Genomic DNA, 18179 nt, shown 5'->3' on the forward strand with positions numbered 1-18179 from the left:
AACTAATTAATATATTGTTTACAACAGTTCGCAGGTCGGATTATTGTGGGGCAACATTACACATTTATTTCAAAATAATTAAATGTGTATAAAAACCCGCTTTATTGCCTGGTCATTAAACAAAAAGAAAAAATAACTTTAGTTAATATTCATCACTGCTATACGACAGATAACCGAATTAATACTCTGCTGGTTTTATTAAATTCAGCCACATATACATTACATCACACAAATAGCATCAGGTGGTTTAATCTGATAAATAACAGGTTACTGCGGTGGCATCCGCTCACGGGAGGGCGTAACCTTGCCGCCAGCGGACAGGTTTTTCTTTCTGTCCAAAGAAGGGGGAAGCGAAACGGGGCTGGTTGCTGAGAACGGGCCCCTCTGTTTTACGCTGACTGGCGTTTTACTCAGACGTTTTCGCACAAGGTTCTATCAGATCCTCGAAGGCGAATCCGCGGTATGGTTTAATCGATTTAAGGACAATATAGCTTGATAGATTTGAGACTTTGGGGCCTATTTTTAATAGTTCATCAGAGAGCAGTTGATAGGCGCTGATATCAGGGCAAATAAAATGCGCCAGATAGTCTATCGGGCCACTAACTTTTGTACAATTAACAACATAGCGCATTGACTGAATGGCTGATTCGAACAGCTCGAAGTCCTCCAGGCTATGGTTGTTTAATGTTATTGCTGCGATAACATCAACATACCGGCATAATTTAGCAAGTTCAATGTGTGTTTGATAACCAATTATCACTCCCGCCTTTTCCATCCGTCTTACGCGGCTCAGACATGGGCTGGCGGATAAACCGACAGAATCGGCAAGTTCCTGATTAGTAATTCGTCCGTTTTTTTGTAGCTTGCTAAGTATTTTTAAATCAATTCTGTCCAGCGTCAGCGAACCATCACTATCTTTCATAAAGCCTCCAAACGTTTCAGGCAATAAACGTTAATATTTCATACATAAGTAAAATATATGCAATGGTCCGTAGCAGAGTTCTTTCTCTTATTTTAAAACTGGCGCAGCGCCTGTTTTTTAAGCAAATAAAGAATTTCAGCAATTCCTGTTTTCCAGGGGCTGTTATATCGAAACAAATTTCGAATATCTCGTCAACTTCGGCAGGACTTTTTCAGGTTTATTTCTGTAGGGTGGAAGGTAATCAATCAGGCGTTAATCGAGAAAGAGGTTGTTATCATGAAACATGGGGTATCTTTAAAACTACGCCTGATGCGTAAAAAACCGATAGACGATATGGTTGAAGACGCTTCTGCTCACGGAAGCAAACTTGGGCGTTCAATTACACTTTTCCAGTTAACCATGTTTGGCGTCGGCGCGACTATCGGCACGGGTATTTTCTTCGTGTTGAGTGAGCAGGTGCCGGTAGCCGGGCCTGCGGTTCTGATTGCTTTTCTGATTGCCGGGCTGACGGCGGGTCTGACGGCACTATGCTATGCCGAGATGAGTTCGATGATTCCTGCTTCCGGATCCTCTTATTCATACGCTTATGTGACGCTCGGGGAAGGTATCGCTTTTCTGGTCGCCGCCTGTTTGATCCTCGAATATGGCATTTCGGCGGCGGCTGTCGCTATTGGCTGGAGCGAGTATCTCCACAATCTTATTTTTAATATTAGCGGTCTTGAACTTCCCCGCTGGATGCTCTCGGCACCACTGGTTGCGGAAGGCTACAATCTGAAGCCGGGGGGCGATGGCCTGATTAATCTGCCCGCCGCCTGTCTTGTTTTTCTCTGTTGTCTCCTGCTGATGCGAGGGTCGAAAGAGTCTGCCCGAACCAATGCCATTATGGTGGTTATCAAACTCGGGGTGTTACTTCTGTTTATTGCCCTCGCGGCGACATCGTTTAATGCCGGTAATTTATTACCGTTTGCTCCTCATGGATTTGCCGGTATTAGCGCCGCCGCAGGCTCTATCTTTTTCACCTTTGTGGGCCTTGATGCGGTATCCACCGCGGGTGAAGAGGTCAAAAACCCGAAACGTAATTTACCGATTGCTATTATTAGCGCGCTGCTTATTGTCACGGTTTTTTATATCCTCGTGGCGTTAATGGCTTTGGGGGCGCAGTCGCAGAGCGAATTTAAGGGACAAGAGGCTGGACTTGCGCTGATCCTGCAGCATATTACCGGTGCAACCTGGCCTGCCGTTGTGCTTTCTGCCGGCGCCGTCGTCTCCGTTTTTTCTATCACCCTGGTCGTGCTGTACGGACAGACCCGGATTCTGTTTGCCATGTCGCGCGATGGTTTGTTGCCAAAGATTTTTCATAAAGTGAATCCGCGAACGATGACGCCGAATATGAATACCGCGATCGTCGCCTGCTTTGTGTCGGCAATTGCGGCATTTTTACCCTCATCAATACTATGGGATTTAACCAGCATGGGAACGCTGGTCGCCTTCACGGTAGTGTCTGCGGGAGTGATCGTTTTACGTTACTCGCAGCCCGATGCACCGCGTGGTTTTAAGGTGCCTTTCTTTCCGCTGTTACCGATTCTCAGCATTATTGCCTGCCTGTATTTGATTTCCAGCCTGTCGCTGATTGTATTCAAGCTGACCGCCATCTGGGCAATCCTGGCGGCGCTGTTTTACCTGACATATTCCGTTCGCCACTCGCGACTGGAGAAAAAACGCGACGGACAAAATCTGGCGAATAGCGAGGTGGCGGAATGAAATATCTGGTGGGTTTTTCAGCCGACCAGAGTGGTCTGGAGGCATTGCAACTGGCCGCCGTTTTAGCCCGCACGACCCACGGCAGCCTGGTGGTATGCACGCTGGTCCCCGAGGCGTGGGACCATCCCTCACTGGCGCGTATTGATCAGGAGTACGCCAGTTTTCTCTATCAGCATGCCGACCGTGCCCTGGCCTGCGCAAAGGCCGCGTTGCCCGCGGATATTTCAGCGGATTTCATTGCCCGCTCTGTCCCTTCCACCAGTGAAGGGCTCCTGCGAACCGCCAGCGAACTCTCGGCGGATTGTATCGTTATGGGATCGGCCCGGTCAGCGATTAAAGGGCGGTTTGATAGCGGGAGCGTGACGACCAATATGCTACAGAGCGCGGGGCTGCCGGTCATTTTAACGCCGCGCGGATTTACCGTCGCAGATAACGCGGTTGTACAGCGTATCACCTGCGCGGTTTCTGGTTCAGAGCACTCGCCGTTACTGGCGGAGCAGGCCGGCGAAATTGCGGCAACATTTGGCGTCAGCCTGAGACTCGCCACCTTTATTGTCCGTGATAAACAGATGTATCCAACGGGCGTGGGCTACAGCGCGGAGAACCAGGTCGCCAATCAGCTGCGCGTTCAGGCGCAGGCCGCGCATGATGCGATTCAACATGACTGGCATTCACCCGTTGCGCTTAGCAGCGTGCTTGGCGATGGCGAGGACTGGAAATCCGCGCTCGGCAGTATCGACTGGGAAGAGACGGAGTTGCTGATTATCGGCTCCAGCGATCGGGGGCAACTGATGCGGGTCTTCCTGGGCTCAAACGCCGGGAAGATTGCCCGTTTTGCCACCGTTCCGCGCCTCGTGCTCCCGCGGCGACCGGACTGAGTATCCCTGTTTATGCTTATGCGCATCGGTGACCGCTTGCCCTGGCGGGTAAGGGCATCAGCGATGGCAGACATTCTGTTTCAGATTTTCCAGAACGTAAGAAGGCGAATATCGTGAATATTATCTCTACCTCGGTTTATGTTGGTCCTAATACTTTTGCCAGAACTCCACTTATTCGCTTGTGCGTGGATGTGAATCCGCTCTATGCCAGTAAGCTTAATGCCCAGGGGAAGGCCGTTTTTGACGCGTTGAAAGCAGCAATACCGGGAATTTTCGCCGCTGAGGGTGAGGCGTTGCCCGGCGTGCAGGTTGAGGCGACCGGCGGGTTAATCGCGCTGATCGCGCTGCATTTACAGCGTCTGACCGGACTGGATGGCGAGCTGGCCTTTGCCATTGCCAGCGACCATGAAAATGAGGTCGAGGTCCTCTATAGCTATGAGTCGGAGGATATCGGACTGGAGGCGGGGGAGGTGGCCTGCGATATGCTGGCGGAACTGGCCCGCGCCGATGAACAGAGCGCCCCCGTGGATTTAGCTGACCATGTCGCACGTTTTATTCGCTATGCCGACAAATATTCGCTTGGACCTTCAGCGCTTGAACTGGTCCGGGCGGCGCAGGCGCGCGGTATCCCCTGGTATCGTCTTAACGACGCCAGCCTGATTCAGGTGGGACAGGGGAAATATCAAAAACGCATCGAAGCCGCGTTGACCAGCCAGACCTCCCATATCGCAGTGGAAATTGCCTCAGATAAAAATATATGTAACCAGTTACTGGGCGACTTAGGGCTCCCGGTCCCGCAACAGCGCGTGGTCTATGATGGGGAGGAGGCCCTGTCGGCCGCCAGACGTATCGGCTACCCGGTGGTGATAAAACCGCTGGACGGTAATCATGGCCGTGGCGTGACCGTCAATATCGCTGACGATGAGGCGGTTGAAATGGCCTTTACCGTCGCCAACGACGAAGGTAGCGCGGTGGTGGTGGAAAGCATGATAGCCGGCGACGACCATCGTCTGCTGGTGGTGAATGGCGAACTGGTCGCGGCAGCTCGCCGGGTGCCTGGTCACGTTGTTGGTGATGGCGTCCATACCATCAGCGCGCTGGTAGAAAAGGTTAATCAGGATCCGCGTCGCGGGATTGGTCATGAAAATGTCCTGACCCGGCTGGATCTGGATGAGCGGGCTTTGGCGCTGCTGGCGCTACGCGGTTATCACGCGGAAAGCGTTCCGCCGCTGGGCGAGGAGGTTTATCTGCGCAAAACCGCCAATATCTCAACCGGAGGTACGGCTGTCGATGTTACCGATATTATCCATCCAGATAACAAATTGATGGCAGAGCGCGCTATTCGTGCGGTTGGTCTGGATATTGGCGCGGTGGATTTCCTGACATCGGATATCACCAAAAGCTATCGTGAAACCGGTGGGGCCATCTGTGAGATCAATGCCGGACCCGGCCTGCGGATGCATATCTCGCCATCGGAAGGTAAGCCGCGTGATGTCGGCGGAAAAATTATGGATATGCTGTTCCCGGCAGGCAGCCAAAGTCGGGTGCCGATTGCCGCGCTGACCGGCACCAATGGCAAAACAACCTGCGCGCGTATGCTGAGCCATATCCTGAAAATGGCCGGTCATATTGTTGGTCAGACCTCCACCGATGCGGTTTATATCGATGGCAATGTCACGGTTAAGGGCGACATGACCGGGCCGGTCTCCGCCAGGATGGTCTTACGCGATCCGGCGGTAGATATCGCCGTGCTGGAAACGGCCCGCGGCGGCATCGTCCGTTCCGGGTTGGGGTATATGTACTGCGATGTCGGGGCGGTGCTCAATATCTCCTCGGATCACCTTGGTCTCGGCGGCGTTGACACCCTTGATGAGCTGGCCAAAGTGAAACGGGTTATCGCCGAGATTTCCCATGACACGGTCGTGCTGAACGCCGATAACGAATACACGTTAAAAATGGCGGCACATTCACCCGCAAAACACATCATGTACGTGACGCGTAATCGCGACCATATGTTGGTGCGCGAGCATATCCGTCTGGGCAAACGCGCGGTCGTGCTGGAGCAGGGGCTGAACGGAGAGCAAATCGTTATTTATGATAACGGAATGCAGCTCCCCCTGATGTGGACCCATGTCATCCCGGCCACGCTGGAAGGTAAAGCCCTGCACAACGTCGAGAATGCGATGTTCGCCGCAGGGATGGCGTATGCGCTGGGGAAAACACTCGATCAGATCCGTAATGGTTTGCGGACCTTCGATAACACATTTTTCCAGTCGCCGGGACGGATGAACGTCTTCGACGCGCATGGTTTCCGGGCCATTCTCGACTACGGTCACAACGAGGCCGCCGTCGGGGCGATGGTTGATCTTGTCGAGCGCCTGCAACCGCGTGGCAAAAAAATTGTCGGCGTGACCTGCCCGGGCGACAGACGTGACGAGGATGTCACCGCCATCGCGGCAAAAGTAGCAGGGCATTTCGACCGTTATATCTGCCATCGCGATGACGGCTTACGGGGACGTGCTCCGGATGAAATGCCGCGGCTGATGCGCGCCGCGCTGATTGCGCACGGCGTGGATGACTCGGCGATCCACATTGTTGAACAGGAAGAGGACGCGCTGAATACCCTGCTGGGGATGGCCGACCGCGACGATCTGGTTCTGTTCTTTTGCGAAAATATCACCCGTTCGTGGAAGCAGATCATTCATTTCAAACCTTCCTTCGCAGACACAACAGAGCGTGTCGTGTCTGCGCATCATCTCCAGGAACAGGCTTGCGATGTGCCTGACGGCTATAAAGTCATTAGCGACGCGCGTGGTTTACTGATTATTCCTGACGCTGGACAGCCCAACTGAGAAACTTATGACCAATTGCATGAACCCCGATAATGGCAGATGTCCCAGACTTGCGGTCATTGGCGGCAGACTGGAGGACGACAACGCGGCAATCTACCAAGAGATGCATCGTCTTTCGGATGGTCGCATGGTGATTTTCCCGACGGCCTCTTCCGAACCCAAAGTGGTAGGAGAGGAGACGGTCGCGGTTTTTCAGGCCTATGGCTTTGATGTTGTGCTGGCGGAGGTCTATGGCGAAGGGGCAGCGCAAGCTGCCTGCGACCCGCAAATAGTGGCACTGGTTCACGACTACGGTAGCGTCTTTTTTACCGGCGGCAATCAGTCATTTATCACCGATGCGCTGGCCCCGGCGGGCGTCGCCAGCCCGTTATTAACAGCGATCCGCGATGTTCATGCCCAGGGCGGGCTGGTCGCCGGCTCAAGCGCGGGCGCGGCGATGATGTCAGACACCATGATTGTCGGCGGCACCTCGCTGGAGGCGGCGACCTTCGGTGTCATCACCTCGCCTGAACAGCCGGGCATGCTGCTGGGCCGTGGCCTGAATCTGTTTCACTGGGGCATCGTCGATCAACACTTTATTAAACGAGGCCGCCTCGGGCGGCTGATCGTCGCCATGATGGAAAGCGACATTCCGTACGGCTTTGGGATTGATGAGAATACGGCGCTGTTTGTTAAGGGAAACGATGCGTATGTCATTGGCGAATATGGCGTATTTGTGCTTGATATGCGTGCGGCGCAGTATGACTACGCCCTCAGAACGGCGAAGAATATCCTTATCAGCTATCTCGACGACGGCGATGGCCTCGATCTGCGCAATATTGAACCACGGGTCGGCTCACAAAAAATGCCGGTGACTCGTCAGGATGTTGCCTACAGTGCGTCAGCCCGTTCGCTACGAAACGTCTTCGGCGCTTATACGCTGTACGATCTGCTGGCGAGGCTGGTATTAGGCGATCCGCTAAATTACACCCACGATCATGCCAGCGCCATCGATCCCAAAAACGCGATGGCGGCCACCATTGAATTTGCGCGGCTCCCTGAGGTTTCGCAGTCATTCATTGCCATCAGAAATAATGAGTTGCGCATGACGGCCATTCGTTTTCAGGCAAGCCTGGTCAGCCATAAGCTCAATGCATCGCAGTTGAATGCGAGTCAATATAGCGCATTGTCACGCGATTACGGCATCAAGCCGCGGCCTGAATCCCGGCTACTGCTCCTGGGTTCGACGCCGTTAGCCCGCGATGCCCACTTATTTGATGACCTGCTGAACGCCTGTTCGAATGAGGTGGGTATTATCGCCGCCGCCTCGGCCGAACCGCGTAGTGACGCGAGGGAATATTTGCGTGCGCTGGCGGATCGCGGCATCCATGCCGTTGATTTTAATATTACCATCGACAATATCGAACGCCTCAGTCTGGATCGCGCCCTGATCGAGCGGATTGCGGCGCTGAAAACCATTATCCTCACGGGCGGTAACCAGATTCGCCTGGTTGAAGCCTTACTCCATCGCGGCGAAGTGACCCCGGTGTTGCAGGCATTAGTGCGGGCTTATTGCGCAGGAGCGACCCTTATCGCCGTTGGCGGCGCGGCGGCGGCGCTCTCGGGATTCATGATCGCAGGCGGCAGCTCTTATGAAGCGCTGCGTTTTGGGATTGCATCGGATATGGGACGACGCGGTCTGGTGATTCAGGAGGGGTTGGGGCTGTTTGGCTCTGGTATTGTGGACCAGAACCTCGCCTCCGCCCGTCGTCTGGGCCGTCTGGTTGTCGCCTGCGCGGAAGAGAATGTGCGTTATGGTCTGGGGATCTGTGAGGACAGCGGTTTTATCAGCAATCACGATAATTCGTTACTCACGGTGGTCGGGGCCAGAGGGGTTGTGCTGGTGGAAACTGACCCGACGCAGATAGTCCTGCAGGGTGATGATTTTATCGCCGCCGGCACCCGATTGACCTTCGCCTTGCCCGGTGACGTCATCGATCTGAATACCGGCACACTCCGGCGCCAGCAAGCAGATGAACCGGCGGACGCCGCGCTTCGCCAACTTATGACCGATTTTATCGATGAGTGCGGCGGTAGCGATGGGTATTCTTGCGCAGAACACAGGGACTCCGGGCCGCTTTCGCTACGTTTTAACGCTATCGGACAGGGCTGCGGGCTGCTGAATATGACCTGTTTACGGGAGCGGCATGGTTAATTCATCGACAACAGGTACGGATAGTGACTCACCCGCGCCAGAGAATGGCGCTAACATTGCACAGAGCATAACCGCGCGTTTCAGGATAAAAATATGAATGAACATCAGGTTTCGGCCGTTGAGAATACCCACACGCGGCAGAATATTACGCTGCCTGCTAGCGGGACAGGAGCAATACATAACCTCTCAATCCTGCGCTTTGGGAGCCCCGGGGCGCGACCAAAAGCCTATTTGCAGGCGGGCCTGCATGCGGATGAATTTCCGGGGATGCTGGCGCTGCATTATCTGAGCACTATGCTGACCGAGGCGGCGGCACGCGGACGCATCGTCGGCGAAATCGTCATCCTGCCGCAGGCCAATCCCATTGGTCTGGCGCAACAGGATAGCGGTTTCCTGCTGGGGAGACACGATGTTGAAAGCGGGGACAATTTTAATCGTCACTATCTCGACTTTACGCTGGCGATGGGGGAGCGTCTGTCAGACAAACTAACCCCGGACAGCCAGCTCAACCGTGCGATTATCCGAGCGGAAATGGCGACATTGCTTGCCGAACAGCAGCCGACTACCGCCTTAGCGGCGCTGCGTCACACGCTGTTGTCTCTGGCTTACGATGCTGATTTTGTTTTCGATCTCCATGCTGATAACCAGGCGTTGCCGCATATGTATGTGGGAACCCCGCTTTGGCCTGACGCCCAGGATATCGCCGCGGAATTGGGCGTTCGCGCGGTGTTACTGGCTGAAAAATCAGGCGGAAATCCGTTTGATGAAGCCTGCAGCGCCCCGTGGTGGGAACTGGCCCAACGCTACCCGGATTACCCGATCCCGCTGGCTTGTCTGGCGACAACTCTGGAACTGGGCTGCAATGATGATGTCGATGTGCGTCTTGCGCAGGATCAGGCGGCCGCATTATATCGTATTCTGGAAAGGCGCGGCGTTATCGAGGGACCAACCGATTCCGACCTTCCGCGCTTGCGTTGTGAAGCCACGCCGCTCACGGCGATGTCGCAGGTGAAAGCGCAGCATGCTGGTCTTATCGTGTACCGTTTACGTACCGGAGATACGGTAAGAGCGGGCGATGTGGTGGCAACGATTATTGTGCCTGCGGGGGAGGAGGTCGAGGTGATCGCCGAAACTGATGGCATCCTTTTCGCCCGTCACAGTCAGCCTTATGCCTGGCAAGGAAAGGTGATAGGGAAAATCGCGGGGAGCGTGCCGCTGGCTACCCGCCAGGGCAATTTACTCACCGATTAATTCAGCCGAAGGCCGTTATCTGGCTGCGGCGCAGCCAGATAACGTGGCGTACCCGCGGTTGCCTTCTTTCGGGGTAAGGAACGGCAATGAGAAGTACTGCGCAAACTGCCTGTCGTAGGTGTCATAAATCTGCGTGACGAATAAGGTAAAGATCAGCAGCATCGAGAACTGCCTGGTTTTCGCCAGCTCCAGCGCATGGGAGAGCTACAGGCGCGCCGGTAGCGATTTTGAACATAAATGTAACATTGTAAATGATGTTAATTAACCAGGAATTATTGACCTCGCGCATCCTTTTGTACAAAAAATAGCCATATTCTGATAATGGTAATGGATGACAGAGGAGGAACTATGATGAGCGTTGACAGACTGTATCGTAACCTTCTGAATAAGCTGATTAATGCCAATATTGATCTCCACGCTTATTTGCAGTTACGCAAAGCGAAGGGCTATATGTCAGTCAGCGAAAATGAGCATCTGCGTGATAACTTGTTCGAACTGTGTGGTGAAATGCGTGAACACGGGCTGCGGTTGCAGCACGAGCTTGCACCGGAGGAAAAGGATGCACTCCGTCTTGCGGGTGGAGCCATCGCGTCTGCGGCGGTTTGCCTGATGAGCGGGCATCATGACTGCCCGTCATATATTGCGGTTAACGTAGAGACGCTAGAACGCTGTCTGGCTGAGCTGACGATGAATATTCATAAACTGAATAAACGAGCGTCAGTGGCCCACGTCTGAATTCAGGGGGAGGCGAACTCCCCCTGCTTAATGTTATGTAAAAATCCCCTCCTGGTTTGCCTCGCTGGCTACTCTTAGCGCATTACCGAAAGTATTGCCGATGAAAGGAGAATGCTATGCGCCAGGTCGCCATTTCGCTGATGCTCGCCACCCTGCTGTTTCCCGCCGTGACCCTTGCCGGGAAGGTACGCGTCGAGGTCTTGCAAAATCAGCTTGCGCATCCGTGGGCGCTGGCCTTTTTGCCCGATGACCAGGGAATACTGATAACCCTGCGTTCAGGCGAACTGAAGCGCTGGCGGCAGGGGGAAGGTCTTTCGGCCGCGATAACCGGCGTCCCCACGGTGTGGGCCAGCGGCCAGGGCGGGTTGCTTGACGTGGCGCTGGCCCCGGATTTTACCCGCTCCCGCCGGGTCTGGCTGAGCTTTGCTGAAGTCGGCGATGAGGGTAAGGCCGGTACCGCCGTGGGCTACGGTCGTCTGAGTGACAACCTTCAGCATCTGGAGCATTTTCAGGTCGTCTTCCGCCAACAGCCGAAGCTCTCCACCGGCAACCATTTCGGCGGGCGGCTGGTTTTCGATGGGAAAGGATATTTATTCATCGGGCTGGGCGAAAATAACCAACGCCCTACGGCCCAGGATCTGGATAAACTGCAGGGAAAAGTGGTGCGCCTGAGCGAAGACGGCACAGTCCCTGCCGATAATCCTTTTGCCGATCGCGCGGGGGCGAGGCCGGAAATCTGGTCTTATGGCATCCGCAATCCGCAGGGGATGGCGATGAACCCCTGGAGCGCTACGCTGTGGCTCAACGAACACGGGCCGCGCGGCGGCGATGAGATCAATATTCCGCGCAGGGGCAAAAACTACGGCTGGCCGCTGGCGACACACGGGGTCAACTACAGCGGCCTGCCGATTCCCGAAGCGCAGGGCACGGCGGTCGCCGGAACCGAAGCGCCGCTTTTCGTCTGGAAGCGTTCTCCGGCGGTGAGCGGGATGGCGTTTTATGCGGCGCAGACTTTCCCGCAGTGGCAGCACAAGCTATTTATCGGGGCGCTGAAGGACCAGTCGCTGATTGTTCTGAAGGTGGATGGCGATAAGGTGCGCGAAGAGACGCGCCTTCTGCGCGATCGCGGCAAGCGTATTCGCGATGTGCGCGTCGGACCCGACGGCTATCTGTATGTGTTAACCGACGAGTCCAACGGCGAACTGCTGAAGGTGAGCCCGGCCGAATAGCATCAGGTGACCGGAATCATCACCACATCGCGCCACGCCTGGCGTTCATTAAGCTGCTGATACCAACGCTGCAGGTGCGGACGCGGCTGCCAGGTGTCCACCATCTCCATCAGGTTATAAACGAACGGCGCCACGGCGATATCGCCGAGGCCAAAGGCCTCTCCGGACAGCCAGGCAGAGGTGGCCAGTTCAGCGTCAAGAATCGCGAAAAGCGCTTCACAGGCGGCAATACCGGCGGCGATGGCCGCCGGATCGCGCTTATCCTCTGGCGTTCTCACCAGTCCCATCAACACCGGACGGTGGGCGGGAGAAAGCGAACCGTTCGCCCAGTCCATCCATTTGTCGCTCTGCGCGCGCTGGCGCGGCGAAGCGAGCCATAAACGGTCCTGACCATACTCGGCGGCCAGATAGCGAATAATGGCGTTCGATTCCCAAAGGACGAGGTCACGGGCATCATCTTTCAACAGCGGCACCAGACCGTTCGGATTCATCGCCAGATATTCCGGGTCATGATTTAAGCCAAACTCCAGCCCTGCCATAATATGCTGATATGGAAGCTCCAGCTCCGCCAGCGCCCAGCGTACTTTCTTCACATTCGTCGAGTTATTTCTGCCCCATAGCGTAATCATATCGGTTCCTGCCTGTTATTGAGCCGTCGTTGCATCATGGTAAGCAATCATGTTGGAATAAACATAATATTCCGGCAACCATTTTTATTCTGCTGAAATTAAACGTTTTTTATTCCCACTACTTTGCGTTTGGGGCGCCCTTGGGACACTACATCCGAAAAGCTGTCGTTCAGCATTTCAACTTGATCGCGGTTCATTTCCCCGATCCACTTCGAGTAAATGTCATAAACCATCTTCGCGTTCTCATGCCCCATCTGTGATGCAATGAAAGACGGGTTAGCTCCGGCAGTTAAAAGCCAACACGCAAACGTATGGCGAGACTGATAGGGGCGCCGGCTTCGTATCCCCGCCCTCTTTAACCCCGCCTCCCAGCTATATCCCAGTGACTGAGATCCGTAATACTTCGTTTCCCCGCGCCAGTTCTTAACCGGAACAAACACGAACCGTAATTTCTGCTGCTCAGTTAGTCCATGCTCACGGTGATGAAACGTGATTTCGGTCTTGCTTAATGCGCCCGTTAGCTGAAATTGTTCACGCAGGGCCTCCAGGGCAGGTTTAATCAGCGTTACCGTCCTAAACCCCGCGTCTGTCTTTGGCGGCACAAACAGACCCTCATTCGTCTGATTACGTCTGACGTAAATCTCTCCTTTATCAAGGCTCACATCCTCCCAGGCCAGCGCGGTCAGCTCGCCATGCCTGAGGCCGGTGAAAATTGCCGTAGTCCACAGCAAAGCATGCCTGCGTGGCAGGGCACGCATAAAGCCTTCATATTCGCTATGGAGAAGCGGATCCGGGTCTCTTCGGGAGCGCTTAAGCATCTTTATCCCTTCATGCGGGGTGTGGTCGATAAAGCCGCTCAGACTTGCAAGTTTGAGTAATGCGGTCAGATTGTTCATCAGGCCGTTTACCGTGGATACGGCGCGACCTTTTCTTTGCATCCAGGGCGCATGATCGCTAATAGTGTCACCCATTAACAGCGCATTCCTGTAGTTCAGGAGGTCTGTGTGCTGGATATCAGCAATGAGTGTATTATTACCAACGATGGCCGAAAGAGTAGCTATACGCGACTCTGACCCTTTGTATGACGCGGCTGAAACCTCAAGTTTTTTAGCGGAAAGAAATACCTGACACAATTCACCAAAGGTTTTGATTTTTTGCGTTGTGGTGAATTTTTTTATTGCATTCGACTCCGGGAAATGTTCCGCGTAGTCAAACTTTCCCTGCTGTATTTCACTGACGATTAAAGCACGGAGATTGCCTGCTTTACGAATATTGCTGTTTGAAACAGTCCAGCCCCGTAAAACTTCGCGGCAACGAATGCCGCGATACAGAAAGCTAATTCTTATTCCCTTCCCATGCAGCTCTACGCCAGTAGGCATATTCATTACGTATCCCCGACAAGCCTATTAATCCTGGTATAGTTATAGAGAAGTGTTACTCTTCCTTCTGAGGCAGAAGGATTAGGCGAGTGCTTCTTATAATGAACCCCTTCAATCCATCTCCCTTCCCGATAAGATTTAATTTGCCGGGGAGTCATATACATCTTCGCTACTATTCCCTTTTCCATTACCCATTCATCTTCTTGAGCAATATCGGCCATAAATAACCTCATGGCCGGGAAACTATAATCAGTTCCCCGGTTTAATGTTGATTATTGGAAATCATCTCAGTGTGTGCGCTTCCGCATCGAACTTCCTGCCCTGATACCAACCACGACGCAGCCAGCGACGGATGGTGCGCATAGCCTTTGCGTCCCCACGAACAGGTTCCGGGAAGCCGCCGTATTTCACGGTTTTAGGCCCATGCTTACGCTCTGACTGCATCATTCCGCACTCAATGATGTGATCGCGGTAGAAGGCCAGCCACTGCTTGCGATTACAGACAGGACAAGGAATGTCACCACCATTCGTGAGCATGCCATCTTCGTATGCGTCGCAATCCCATAGGTAGCCATCACAGCAAAGACTATCCGGGTAATGCGCGCCAAATTCATAACCTTGATATCCGCAGCTCATAACGTCCCCTCCGTCGCATCCTGATAGCCCTCAGGGACAAGGAAATTGAAAACGCCGTGGGGGCGCATACCTGTATGGAAAAAGCTCAACCGCCCCTTCATGGGTGCGAATCGCAGCGGCTTCGCGTAGTTCAACTGAATACCGACTGGGCCGAAAAACCACGGCGAGTCACTGAGTCGGGTAGTTCCGTCGATGCGGACAACCCCAACGATACCGCCCAGCTGGAAGTTGTTGGCGGAAGGCATCATAAGCGCTGCGATATGGCCGTTCGTCCTCTCCAGAATGCTACGAGCTTCTTTCACCTCGTCCACAGTAGGCCGTTTTCTGGAAGCGTGAATGAGTACCGGCCCACGGTATTTCGTGTCCCAGTTCCGGTTCTCGATGTCCTTAAAGCCATTCACGATGAGCCAGGCCCACGGCTGGCGTATAGAGAGAGCTTTCATATTTCGTCCTCCGATTATTTATTCCACGCAGCTGGTCGTAATTGAAAACCGGTTGGTCTTTTTGGTAATGAATTTCGGAATGAAGTCGTTGCTGCTGTCAGTGCATTTTTCTTCTTTTCTCTTTCATTACAAACTGGACAGTAATATGCATTCTTGCGATACGCACCTTTACCTATAGGGCGGTATTGCAAGTCTTCGCGTGCAAAAGAGCCTCCGCAGCCATAGCAGTTATGAGTTTCGGTTTCCATATATATATTCCTTTGTTAAGGTGTGTTGATGCCTGCCGATTAAGACATTAATTAAATTGGTTGGTATTAAAACGAAACTTCAGTATTAACTTTATATTGAGCTGTAAGCGAATCAGCATCGACGGAAATTAAGTCTCCGTACATATCATAATTTAAAGCGACATCGCTAAATTTAAGTCCTGACTGCGTCTCTACGCGGCCACAAAACATATTGTCTTCTGCGTGCTTTTCGGCATCATGAATATCTTTCATTGATTCCATGGCCTGAGCCCACATGTTTCTGTCGCAAATAAATTGCGCAATAGCGAGCTTGCCTTGAGCTGCCTGAATGCGAGGATTGTGTTTCGGTAAACTAGCCATTGAACACCCCCGCAGCATGCAGAATTTTACCGATTACCGCCGTCCAGACTACCGACATGACGAGCAGCAAAATAACAAGTGAACGAATACCGTTTCTGCTCATTTGTTACTCCAGAATGGGAAGCTGATAACGACAACTACAGCCAAAAACAAGGCAACCTTTATGCAGAACCGATGCCATGCAGGAACTTCATGTTCTCGAATCATTTTCAACACCTCAAAAATTAATCTTATACAGACTGAGAGGCCCATGCTCTTGCGCAACGACGATTAAGCCATGCCAACCTAACCCACAGACCGTGAATACCTAAACCTCGGCGAGTATTGCGGCAATTTTCGCGGTAACGGTGATACTCAGCCTTACATTCAAGGGCATATTTTTTTGCGGTCACCGCTTTTGTCATTTCTGCAACGAGTTCGAACTTTTCCATTTTTAAATCCTTACCCCATTGAATTTGTGCACCAACAGACTTTGCAATGCAGTGCCGGGTGCCTCCCGGTGATACCAGCCAGTTAACAACTGGTATCGGCCTGCTTTTTCCCCACAACATGAATGACCGTTGTTGTACCGCTTTAACTGAACCGCGTGCGCATAGCCGCATTCACTGCATTGCAAAGTCTGTTATTTGCCTGTCTTTTCACCACTTCAGGCTCGGTGGTATGCTGGAGTTCTCACACAACCAGCAAGGAAACCTAATGGACCAGTTTTATATTCACGTCCGACTTTTCAAAGCTACAACCGAACAAACAAAAAAATTCGAAGAATTAATGCTTAACTTCCATTACCAAAAAACAACTAAGGATACCGATGGTGACTGTAGGTTGATTCCAGAGGGCTATATTCTTAAAAGCACAATGGATTGTGATAATATTGTTAAGCAAACCTCCACTATTGCTAATAGCGCTGGTGTTGAAGCAAATATCTTTGTTTGTAAATTCGAACAAAGCGCATGCTTGCTTCCATCTGCTGCCTTAGTTGGCAACGATTTCGTTTATCGCGATCTGACTCCTAAGCCTTTCAAGCTCGATTCTTAAAGCCTTAACCATCGTGTCGTGATAAACACGGTCCACTCCGTCTCCAGTGCATGGAAGGGGGCGGATCGTGCGAGTTATGACATTAATGCTGGCTTGCTGGTCTTTACCTTTCTTAGCGCAATCGCATTGAGATGAAGATGCTGCTGGAGAGGCGTAAAGCTCAACGAAAGCTTCTTTCACCTGACGGGCCTGATCTTTGGCGGGCTCGTTTTTCACTGCACCTTCCGCAAAACCCGATGTAACGCTGATTTTATCTGCCAGGCACTGCGCAGCGATTTCCTGCACCTTCAGGGGAAGATCTTTGAATTCCATGACTCACCTCGTTTAGTTGACCCTTATCGCCGGGTAGCGGAACGTTTATCTATGGCGCCGTTGTTTGGCGTTGATGGATTTAATAATACAACCTGAAGTTATGTTGTCAATAACTTTAAGTTGTATTTTTGCATGTGAGATAAGGAATACTGGATGCAGTCCAAAGTGATAAACTTACTAAAAACCAAAGAGGATGCTGGCATGAACCATGAAGAGGCTGCGCAACTGCGCTATCAGGAGATGTGTCGTATTGTCGGAGATGTCGTGTTTGCTATGGTAGCCGAAGGCCATGAAACCAAGCGGATAGCCATAGCTGACGTGATAAGAACGGAGATTGCAAAGGGGCTGGATAAGTGGGATTCAGACCAGATTCAGATGATGGAGTTGGCGGTGAAGCTGCTGGAAGAGTAGGGCAATAAAAACCCGGCGCGGGGGCCGGGTTAGGCTTCGAGTACAATTACTTAGATTCTGATTTTTCGTTTTTTTGTGTGAGCATAATTACTTTCAAGTCGCCAAGGTTGGTTGATAAGTCTTTGAATCCGCTATCAACCTTATCTTCTAATCTATCTATTCTGGCTCCAATCTCTTGTTTAGAAGTCGTGATATTCTGATTTAGCTCTGTCCTAAGGGAGTCATTTTTACTGGTTATGGCGCTGGATACGCTCCATGTTACTGTTACTGCAGAGCCGACGATTGCGATAACGCCAACTGCTATACCAATCCAGAACTCAAGCCTGCCCAATGTTTTGGAACTCATCTCAACCCCAGGTTTATCTTTGTCATCTGAGCTAAACGTATCTTTGATTGTATGTAAATTGTTTGGCGTTAACAAGTAAGTGGCAGGCTCGAAGACCACTGCATTTCCAACTCTCTTTGCATAGAACAATTCTGATGGAGAGTAGGTAGTACCTTGATTATCCGAATGATGATATTCACTTTTGTCCATCGCCCGTCTCCGCGCTATCATCATTCTTATCTTGAGAAACTCTGTTCAATCTTTTTAGCACAAAACTATGATCGAATAGATTTGTGTAGCCGCATTCGTTACAGGACATAACCAAAAAGTTAATCCCACCACTTACCAATCCTGACGGAGGCACACTAGTTGTGCCAAGGGGTAACAAAAGAGCGACCCCAACCTCCTCATTATCAACATTTTTCTTAGCTGCAGTTCTTAGGGTCCACTTTGAAGATTTACAAAACGGACACACATGACTTTTTTCATCGAAACTGTTAAGGAAGTCCACAAAATCTTGAAATTCAACTAATTTTCTCTCACTCATATTAACTTACACCATTATATCTTTTGATTAAT

Annotated in this window: 22 protein-coding genes and 1 pseudogene; 9 read left to right on the plus strand and 14 right to left on the minus strand. The window is 52.1% G+C overall.

All coding sequences use genetic code 11. The features are described from left to right. Positions 1 to 406: 406 nt before the first annotated feature. On the minus strand, positions 407 to 922 hold the full coding sequence (locus FNY10_RS03050; protein ID WP_131048278.1) for an Lrp/AsnC family transcriptional regulator: 516 nt from the start codon (positions 920 to 922) through the stop codon (positions 407 to 409). Between the two features lie 276 nt (positions 923 to 1198). On the opposite strand from FNY10_RS03050, the gene FNY10_RS03055 reads away from it, so the two are divergent. From FNY10_RS03055 to FNY10_RS03075, 5 genes are all read left to right on the plus strand, one after another. Further along, on the plus strand, positions 1199 to 2683 hold the full coding sequence (locus tag FNY10_RS03055; protein ID WP_131048279.1) for an amino acid permease: 1485 nt from the start codon (positions 1199 to 1201) through the stop codon (positions 2681 to 2683). Beyond that, positions 2680 to 3561, plus strand: a complete 882-nt coding sequence (locus FNY10_RS03060; RefSeq protein ID WP_160701925.1) for a universal stress protein — start codon at positions 2680 to 2682, stop codon at positions 3559 to 3561. The genes FNY10_RS03055 and FNY10_RS03060 overlap by 4 nt, the downstream gene beginning before the upstream one ends. Before the next feature lie 113 nt (positions 3562 to 3674). Next, positions 3675 to 6413 carry a cyanophycin synthetase gene (gene cphA, locus FNY10_RS03065; protein ID WP_131048281.1) on the plus strand — a complete coding sequence of 913 codons (2739 nt, stop codon included), beginning with the start codon at positions 3675 to 3677 and terminating at the stop codon, positions 6411 to 6413. A gap of 19 nt (positions 6414 to 6432) precedes the next feature. After that, positions 6433 to 8607, plus strand: a complete 2175-nt coding sequence (locus FNY10_RS03070; protein ID WP_227699395.1) for a cyanophycinase — start codon at positions 6433 to 6435, stop codon at positions 8605 to 8607. Positions 8608 to 8700: 93 nt separating this feature from the next. Continuing rightward, positions 8701 to 9858 (plus strand): succinylglutamate desuccinylase/aspartoacylase family protein, encoded by a 1158-nt coding sequence (locus tag FNY10_RS03075; protein WP_131048283.1) that lies wholly within the window; start codon positions 8701 to 8703, stop codon positions 9856 to 9858. A 36-nt stretch (positions 9859 to 9894) separates the two neighbouring features. Here the strand turns inward: FNY10_RS03075 and FNY10_RS03080 are convergent. Continuing rightward, a pseudogene (locus FNY10_RS03080) lies at positions 9895 to 10062 on the minus strand (MFS transporter); the annotation flags it as partial. Between the two features lie 147 nt (positions 10063 to 10209). Here FNY10_RS03080 and bssR point away from each other — a divergent pair. Further along, positions 10210 to 10593, plus strand: coding sequence for a biofilm formation regulator BssR (bssR, locus tag FNY10_RS03085; protein ID WP_160702555.1), 384 nt, complete (start codon positions 10210 to 10212; stop codon positions 10591 to 10593). 140 nt (positions 10594 to 10733) lie between these two features. Continuing rightward, positions 10734 to 11822 carry a PQQ-dependent sugar dehydrogenase gene (locus FNY10_RS03090; RefSeq protein ID WP_227699396.1) on the plus strand — a complete coding sequence of 363 codons (1089 nt, stop codon included), beginning with the start codon at positions 10734 to 10736 and terminating at the stop codon, positions 11820 to 11822. A gap of 2 nt (positions 11823 to 11824) precedes the next feature. Here FNY10_RS03090 and FNY10_RS03095 read toward each other — a convergent pair whose 3' ends face one another. From FNY10_RS03095 to FNY10_RS03130, 9 genes are all read right to left on the minus strand, one after another. Then, a complete protein-coding gene (locus FNY10_RS03095) occupies positions 11825 to 12451 on the minus strand; it encodes a glutathione S-transferase family protein (protein ID WP_131048285.1) in 627 nt (208 codons plus the stop codon). A gap of 98 nt (positions 12452 to 12549) precedes the next feature. Then, positions 12550 to 13836: a site-specific integrase gene (locus tag FNY10_RS03100; protein ID WP_160701919.1), complete on the minus strand. Its 1287-nt coding sequence runs from the start codon at positions 13834 to 13836 to the stop codon at positions 12550 to 12552. Then, positions 13836 to 14051 carry an excisionase family protein gene (gene xisR, locus FNY10_RS03105; RefSeq protein ID WP_047664977.1) on the minus strand — a complete coding sequence of 72 codons (216 nt, stop codon included), beginning with the start codon at positions 14049 to 14051 and terminating at the stop codon, positions 13836 to 13838. Before xisR ends, FNY10_RS03100 begins: the two co-directional genes overlap by 1 nt. A 61-nt stretch (positions 14052 to 14112) precedes the next feature. Then, positions 14113 to 14466, minus strand: a complete 354-nt coding sequence (locus FNY10_RS03110) for a hypothetical protein (RefSeq protein WP_160701917.1) — start codon at positions 14464 to 14466, stop codon at positions 14113 to 14115. Then, on the minus strand, positions 14463 to 14909 hold the full coding sequence (locus tag FNY10_RS03115; RefSeq protein ID WP_160701915.1) for an ASCH domain-containing protein: 447 nt from the start codon (positions 14907 to 14909) through the stop codon (positions 14463 to 14465). The genes FNY10_RS03110 and FNY10_RS03115 overlap by 4 nt, the downstream gene beginning before the upstream one ends. Before the next feature lie 14 nt (positions 14910 to 14923). Continuing rightward, complete coding sequence (locus FNY10_RS03120) at positions 14924 to 15157, minus strand: hypothetical protein (RefSeq protein WP_160701913.1); 234 nt, start codon at positions 15155 to 15157, stop codon at positions 14924 to 14926. A gap of 66 nt (positions 15158 to 15223) precedes the next feature. Continuing rightward, positions 15224 to 15517: a host cell division inhibitory peptide Kil gene (locus tag FNY10_RS03125; RefSeq protein WP_160701911.1), complete on the minus strand. Its 294-nt coding sequence runs from the start codon at positions 15515 to 15517 to the stop codon at positions 15224 to 15226. Then, positions 15510 to 15620 carry a hypothetical protein gene (locus tag FNY10_RS27270; protein ID WP_306008863.1) on the minus strand — a complete coding sequence of 37 codons (111 nt, stop codon included), beginning with the start codon at positions 15618 to 15620 and terminating at the stop codon, positions 15510 to 15512. Before FNY10_RS27270 ends, FNY10_RS03125 begins: the two co-directional genes overlap by 8 nt. Positions 15621 to 15747: 127 nt before the next feature. Beyond that, a complete protein-coding gene (locus tag FNY10_RS03130; RefSeq protein WP_160705130.1) occupies positions 15748 to 15948 on the minus strand; it encodes a hypothetical protein in 201 nt (66 codons plus the stop codon). A 265-nt stretch (positions 15949 to 16213) separates the two neighbouring features. Here FNY10_RS03130 and FNY10_RS03135 point away from each other — a divergent pair, with 265 nt between their 5' ends. Next, positions 16214 to 16552, plus strand: a complete 339-nt coding sequence (locus tag FNY10_RS03135) for a hypothetical protein (RefSeq protein ID WP_160705120.1) — start codon at positions 16214 to 16216, stop codon at positions 16550 to 16552. Here FNY10_RS03135 and FNY10_RS03140 read toward each other — a convergent pair. Beyond that, positions 16490 to 16864: a hypothetical protein gene (locus tag FNY10_RS03140; RefSeq protein ID WP_160705110.1), complete on the minus strand. Its 375-nt coding sequence runs from the start codon at positions 16862 to 16864 to the stop codon at positions 16490 to 16492. The genes FNY10_RS03135 and FNY10_RS03140 overlap by 63 nt on opposite strands. 201 nt (positions 16865 to 17065) lie before the next feature. Between FNY10_RS03140 and fumD the strand changes: the two genes are divergently transcribed. Continuing rightward, positions 17066 to 17275 carry a fumarate hydratase FumD gene (fumD, locus tag FNY10_RS03145; RefSeq protein WP_160705121.1) on the plus strand — a complete coding sequence of 70 codons (210 nt, stop codon included), beginning with the start codon at positions 17066 to 17068 and terminating at the stop codon, positions 17273 to 17275. A 46-nt stretch (positions 17276 to 17321) separates the two neighbouring features. On the opposite strand, the gene FNY10_RS03150 is transcribed toward fumD, so the two are convergent. Both FNY10_RS03150 and FNY10_RS03155 read right to left on the minus strand, forming a co-directional pair. Beyond that, positions 17322 to 17810 (minus strand): hypothetical protein, encoded by a 489-nt coding sequence (locus tag FNY10_RS03150; RefSeq protein WP_160705111.1) that lies wholly within the window; start codon positions 17808 to 17810, stop codon positions 17322 to 17324. Further along, entirely contained in the window at positions 17797 to 18147 is a 351-nt protein-coding gene (locus FNY10_RS03155; protein ID WP_160705112.1) for a hypothetical protein, read from the minus strand. The genes FNY10_RS03150 and FNY10_RS03155 overlap by 14 nt, the downstream gene beginning before the upstream one ends. Between the last annotated feature and the right edge of the window lie 32 nt (positions 18148 to 18179).

This window comes from Klebsiella sp. Lac1 (genome assembly GCF_009825425.1).
GTDB lineage: Bacteria > Pseudomonadota > Gammaproteobacteria > Enterobacterales > Enterobacteriaceae > Klebsiella > Klebsiella electrica.

Excerpts from the sequence above, each read along its gene's own strand:
- FNY10_RS03050 (WP_131048278.1), bottom strand. The coding sequence starts at position 922 with ATGAAAGATAGTGATGGTTCGCTGACGCTGGACAGAATTGATTTAAAA.
- FNY10_RS03055 (WP_131048279.1), top strand. The coding sequence starts at position 1,199 with ATGAAACATGGGGTATCTTTAAAACTACGCCTGATGCGTAAAAAACCG.
- FNY10_RS03060 (WP_160701925.1), top strand. The coding sequence starts at position 2,680 with ATGAAATATCTGGTGGGTTTTTCAGCCGACCAGAGTGGTCTGGAGGCA.
- FNY10_RS03070 (WP_227699395.1), top strand. The coding sequence starts at position 6,433 with ATGAACCCCGATAATGGCAGATGTCCCAGACTTGCGGTCATTGGCGGC.
- FNY10_RS03075 (WP_131048283.1), top strand. The coding sequence starts at position 8,701 with ATGAATGAACATCAGGTTTCGGCCGTTGAGAATACCCACACGCGGCAG.
- bssR (WP_160702555.1), top strand. The coding sequence starts at position 10,210 with ATGAGCGTTGACAGACTGTATCGTAACCTTCTGAATAAGCTGATTAAT.
- FNY10_RS03090 (WP_227699396.1), top strand. The coding sequence starts at position 10,734 with ATGCTCGCCACCCTGCTGTTTCCCGCCGTGACCCTTGCCGGGAAGGTA.
- FNY10_RS03095 (WP_131048285.1), bottom strand. The coding sequence starts at position 12,451 with ATGATTACGCTATGGGGCAGAAATAACTCGACGAATGTGAAGAAAGTA.
- FNY10_RS03100 (WP_160701919.1), bottom strand. The coding sequence starts at position 13,836 with ATGAATATGCCTACTGGCGTAGAGCTGCATGGGAAGGGAATAAGAATT.
- xisR (WP_047664977.1), bottom strand. The coding sequence starts at position 14,051 with ATGGCCGATATTGCTCAAGAAGATGAATGGGTAATGGAAAAGGGAATA.
- FNY10_RS03110 (WP_160701917.1), bottom strand. The coding sequence starts at position 14,466 with ATGAGCTGCGGATATCAAGGTTATGAATTTGGCGCGCATTACCCGGAT.
- FNY10_RS03115 (WP_160701915.1), bottom strand. The coding sequence starts at position 14,909 with ATGAAAGCTCTCTCTATACGCCAGCCGTGGGCCTGGCTCATCGTGAAT.
- FNY10_RS03120 (WP_160701913.1), bottom strand. The coding sequence starts at position 15,157 with ATGGAAACCGAAACTCATAACTGCTATGGCTGCGGAGGCTCTTTTGCA.
- FNY10_RS03125 (WP_160701911.1), bottom strand. The coding sequence starts at position 15,517 with ATGGCTAGTTTACCGAAACACAATCCTCGCATTCAGGCAGCTCAAGGC.
- FNY10_RS27270 (WP_306008863.1), bottom strand. The coding sequence starts at position 15,620 with ATGAGCAGAAACGGTATTCGTTCACTTGTTATTTTGCTGCTCGTCATG.
- FNY10_RS03130 (WP_160705130.1), bottom strand. The coding sequence starts at position 15,948 with ATGGAAAAGTTCGAACTCGTTGCAGAAATGACAAAAGCGGTGACCGCA.
- FNY10_RS03135 (WP_160705120.1), top strand. The coding sequence starts at position 16,214 with ATGGACCAGTTTTATATTCACGTCCGACTTTTCAAAGCTACAACCGAA.
- FNY10_RS03140 (WP_160705110.1), bottom strand. The coding sequence starts at position 16,864 with ATGGAATTCAAAGATCTTCCCCTGAAGGTGCAGGAAATCGCTGCGCAG.
- fumD (WP_160705121.1), top strand. The coding sequence starts at position 17,066 with ATGAACCATGAAGAGGCTGCGCAACTGCGCTATCAGGAGATGTGTCGT.
- FNY10_RS03150 (WP_160705111.1), bottom strand. The coding sequence starts at position 17,810 with ATGGACAAAAGTGAATATCATCATTCGGATAATCAAGGTACTACCTAC.
- FNY10_RS03155 (WP_160705112.1), bottom strand. The coding sequence starts at position 18,147 with ATGAGTGAGAGAAAATTAGTTGAATTTCAAGATTTTGTGGACTTCCTT.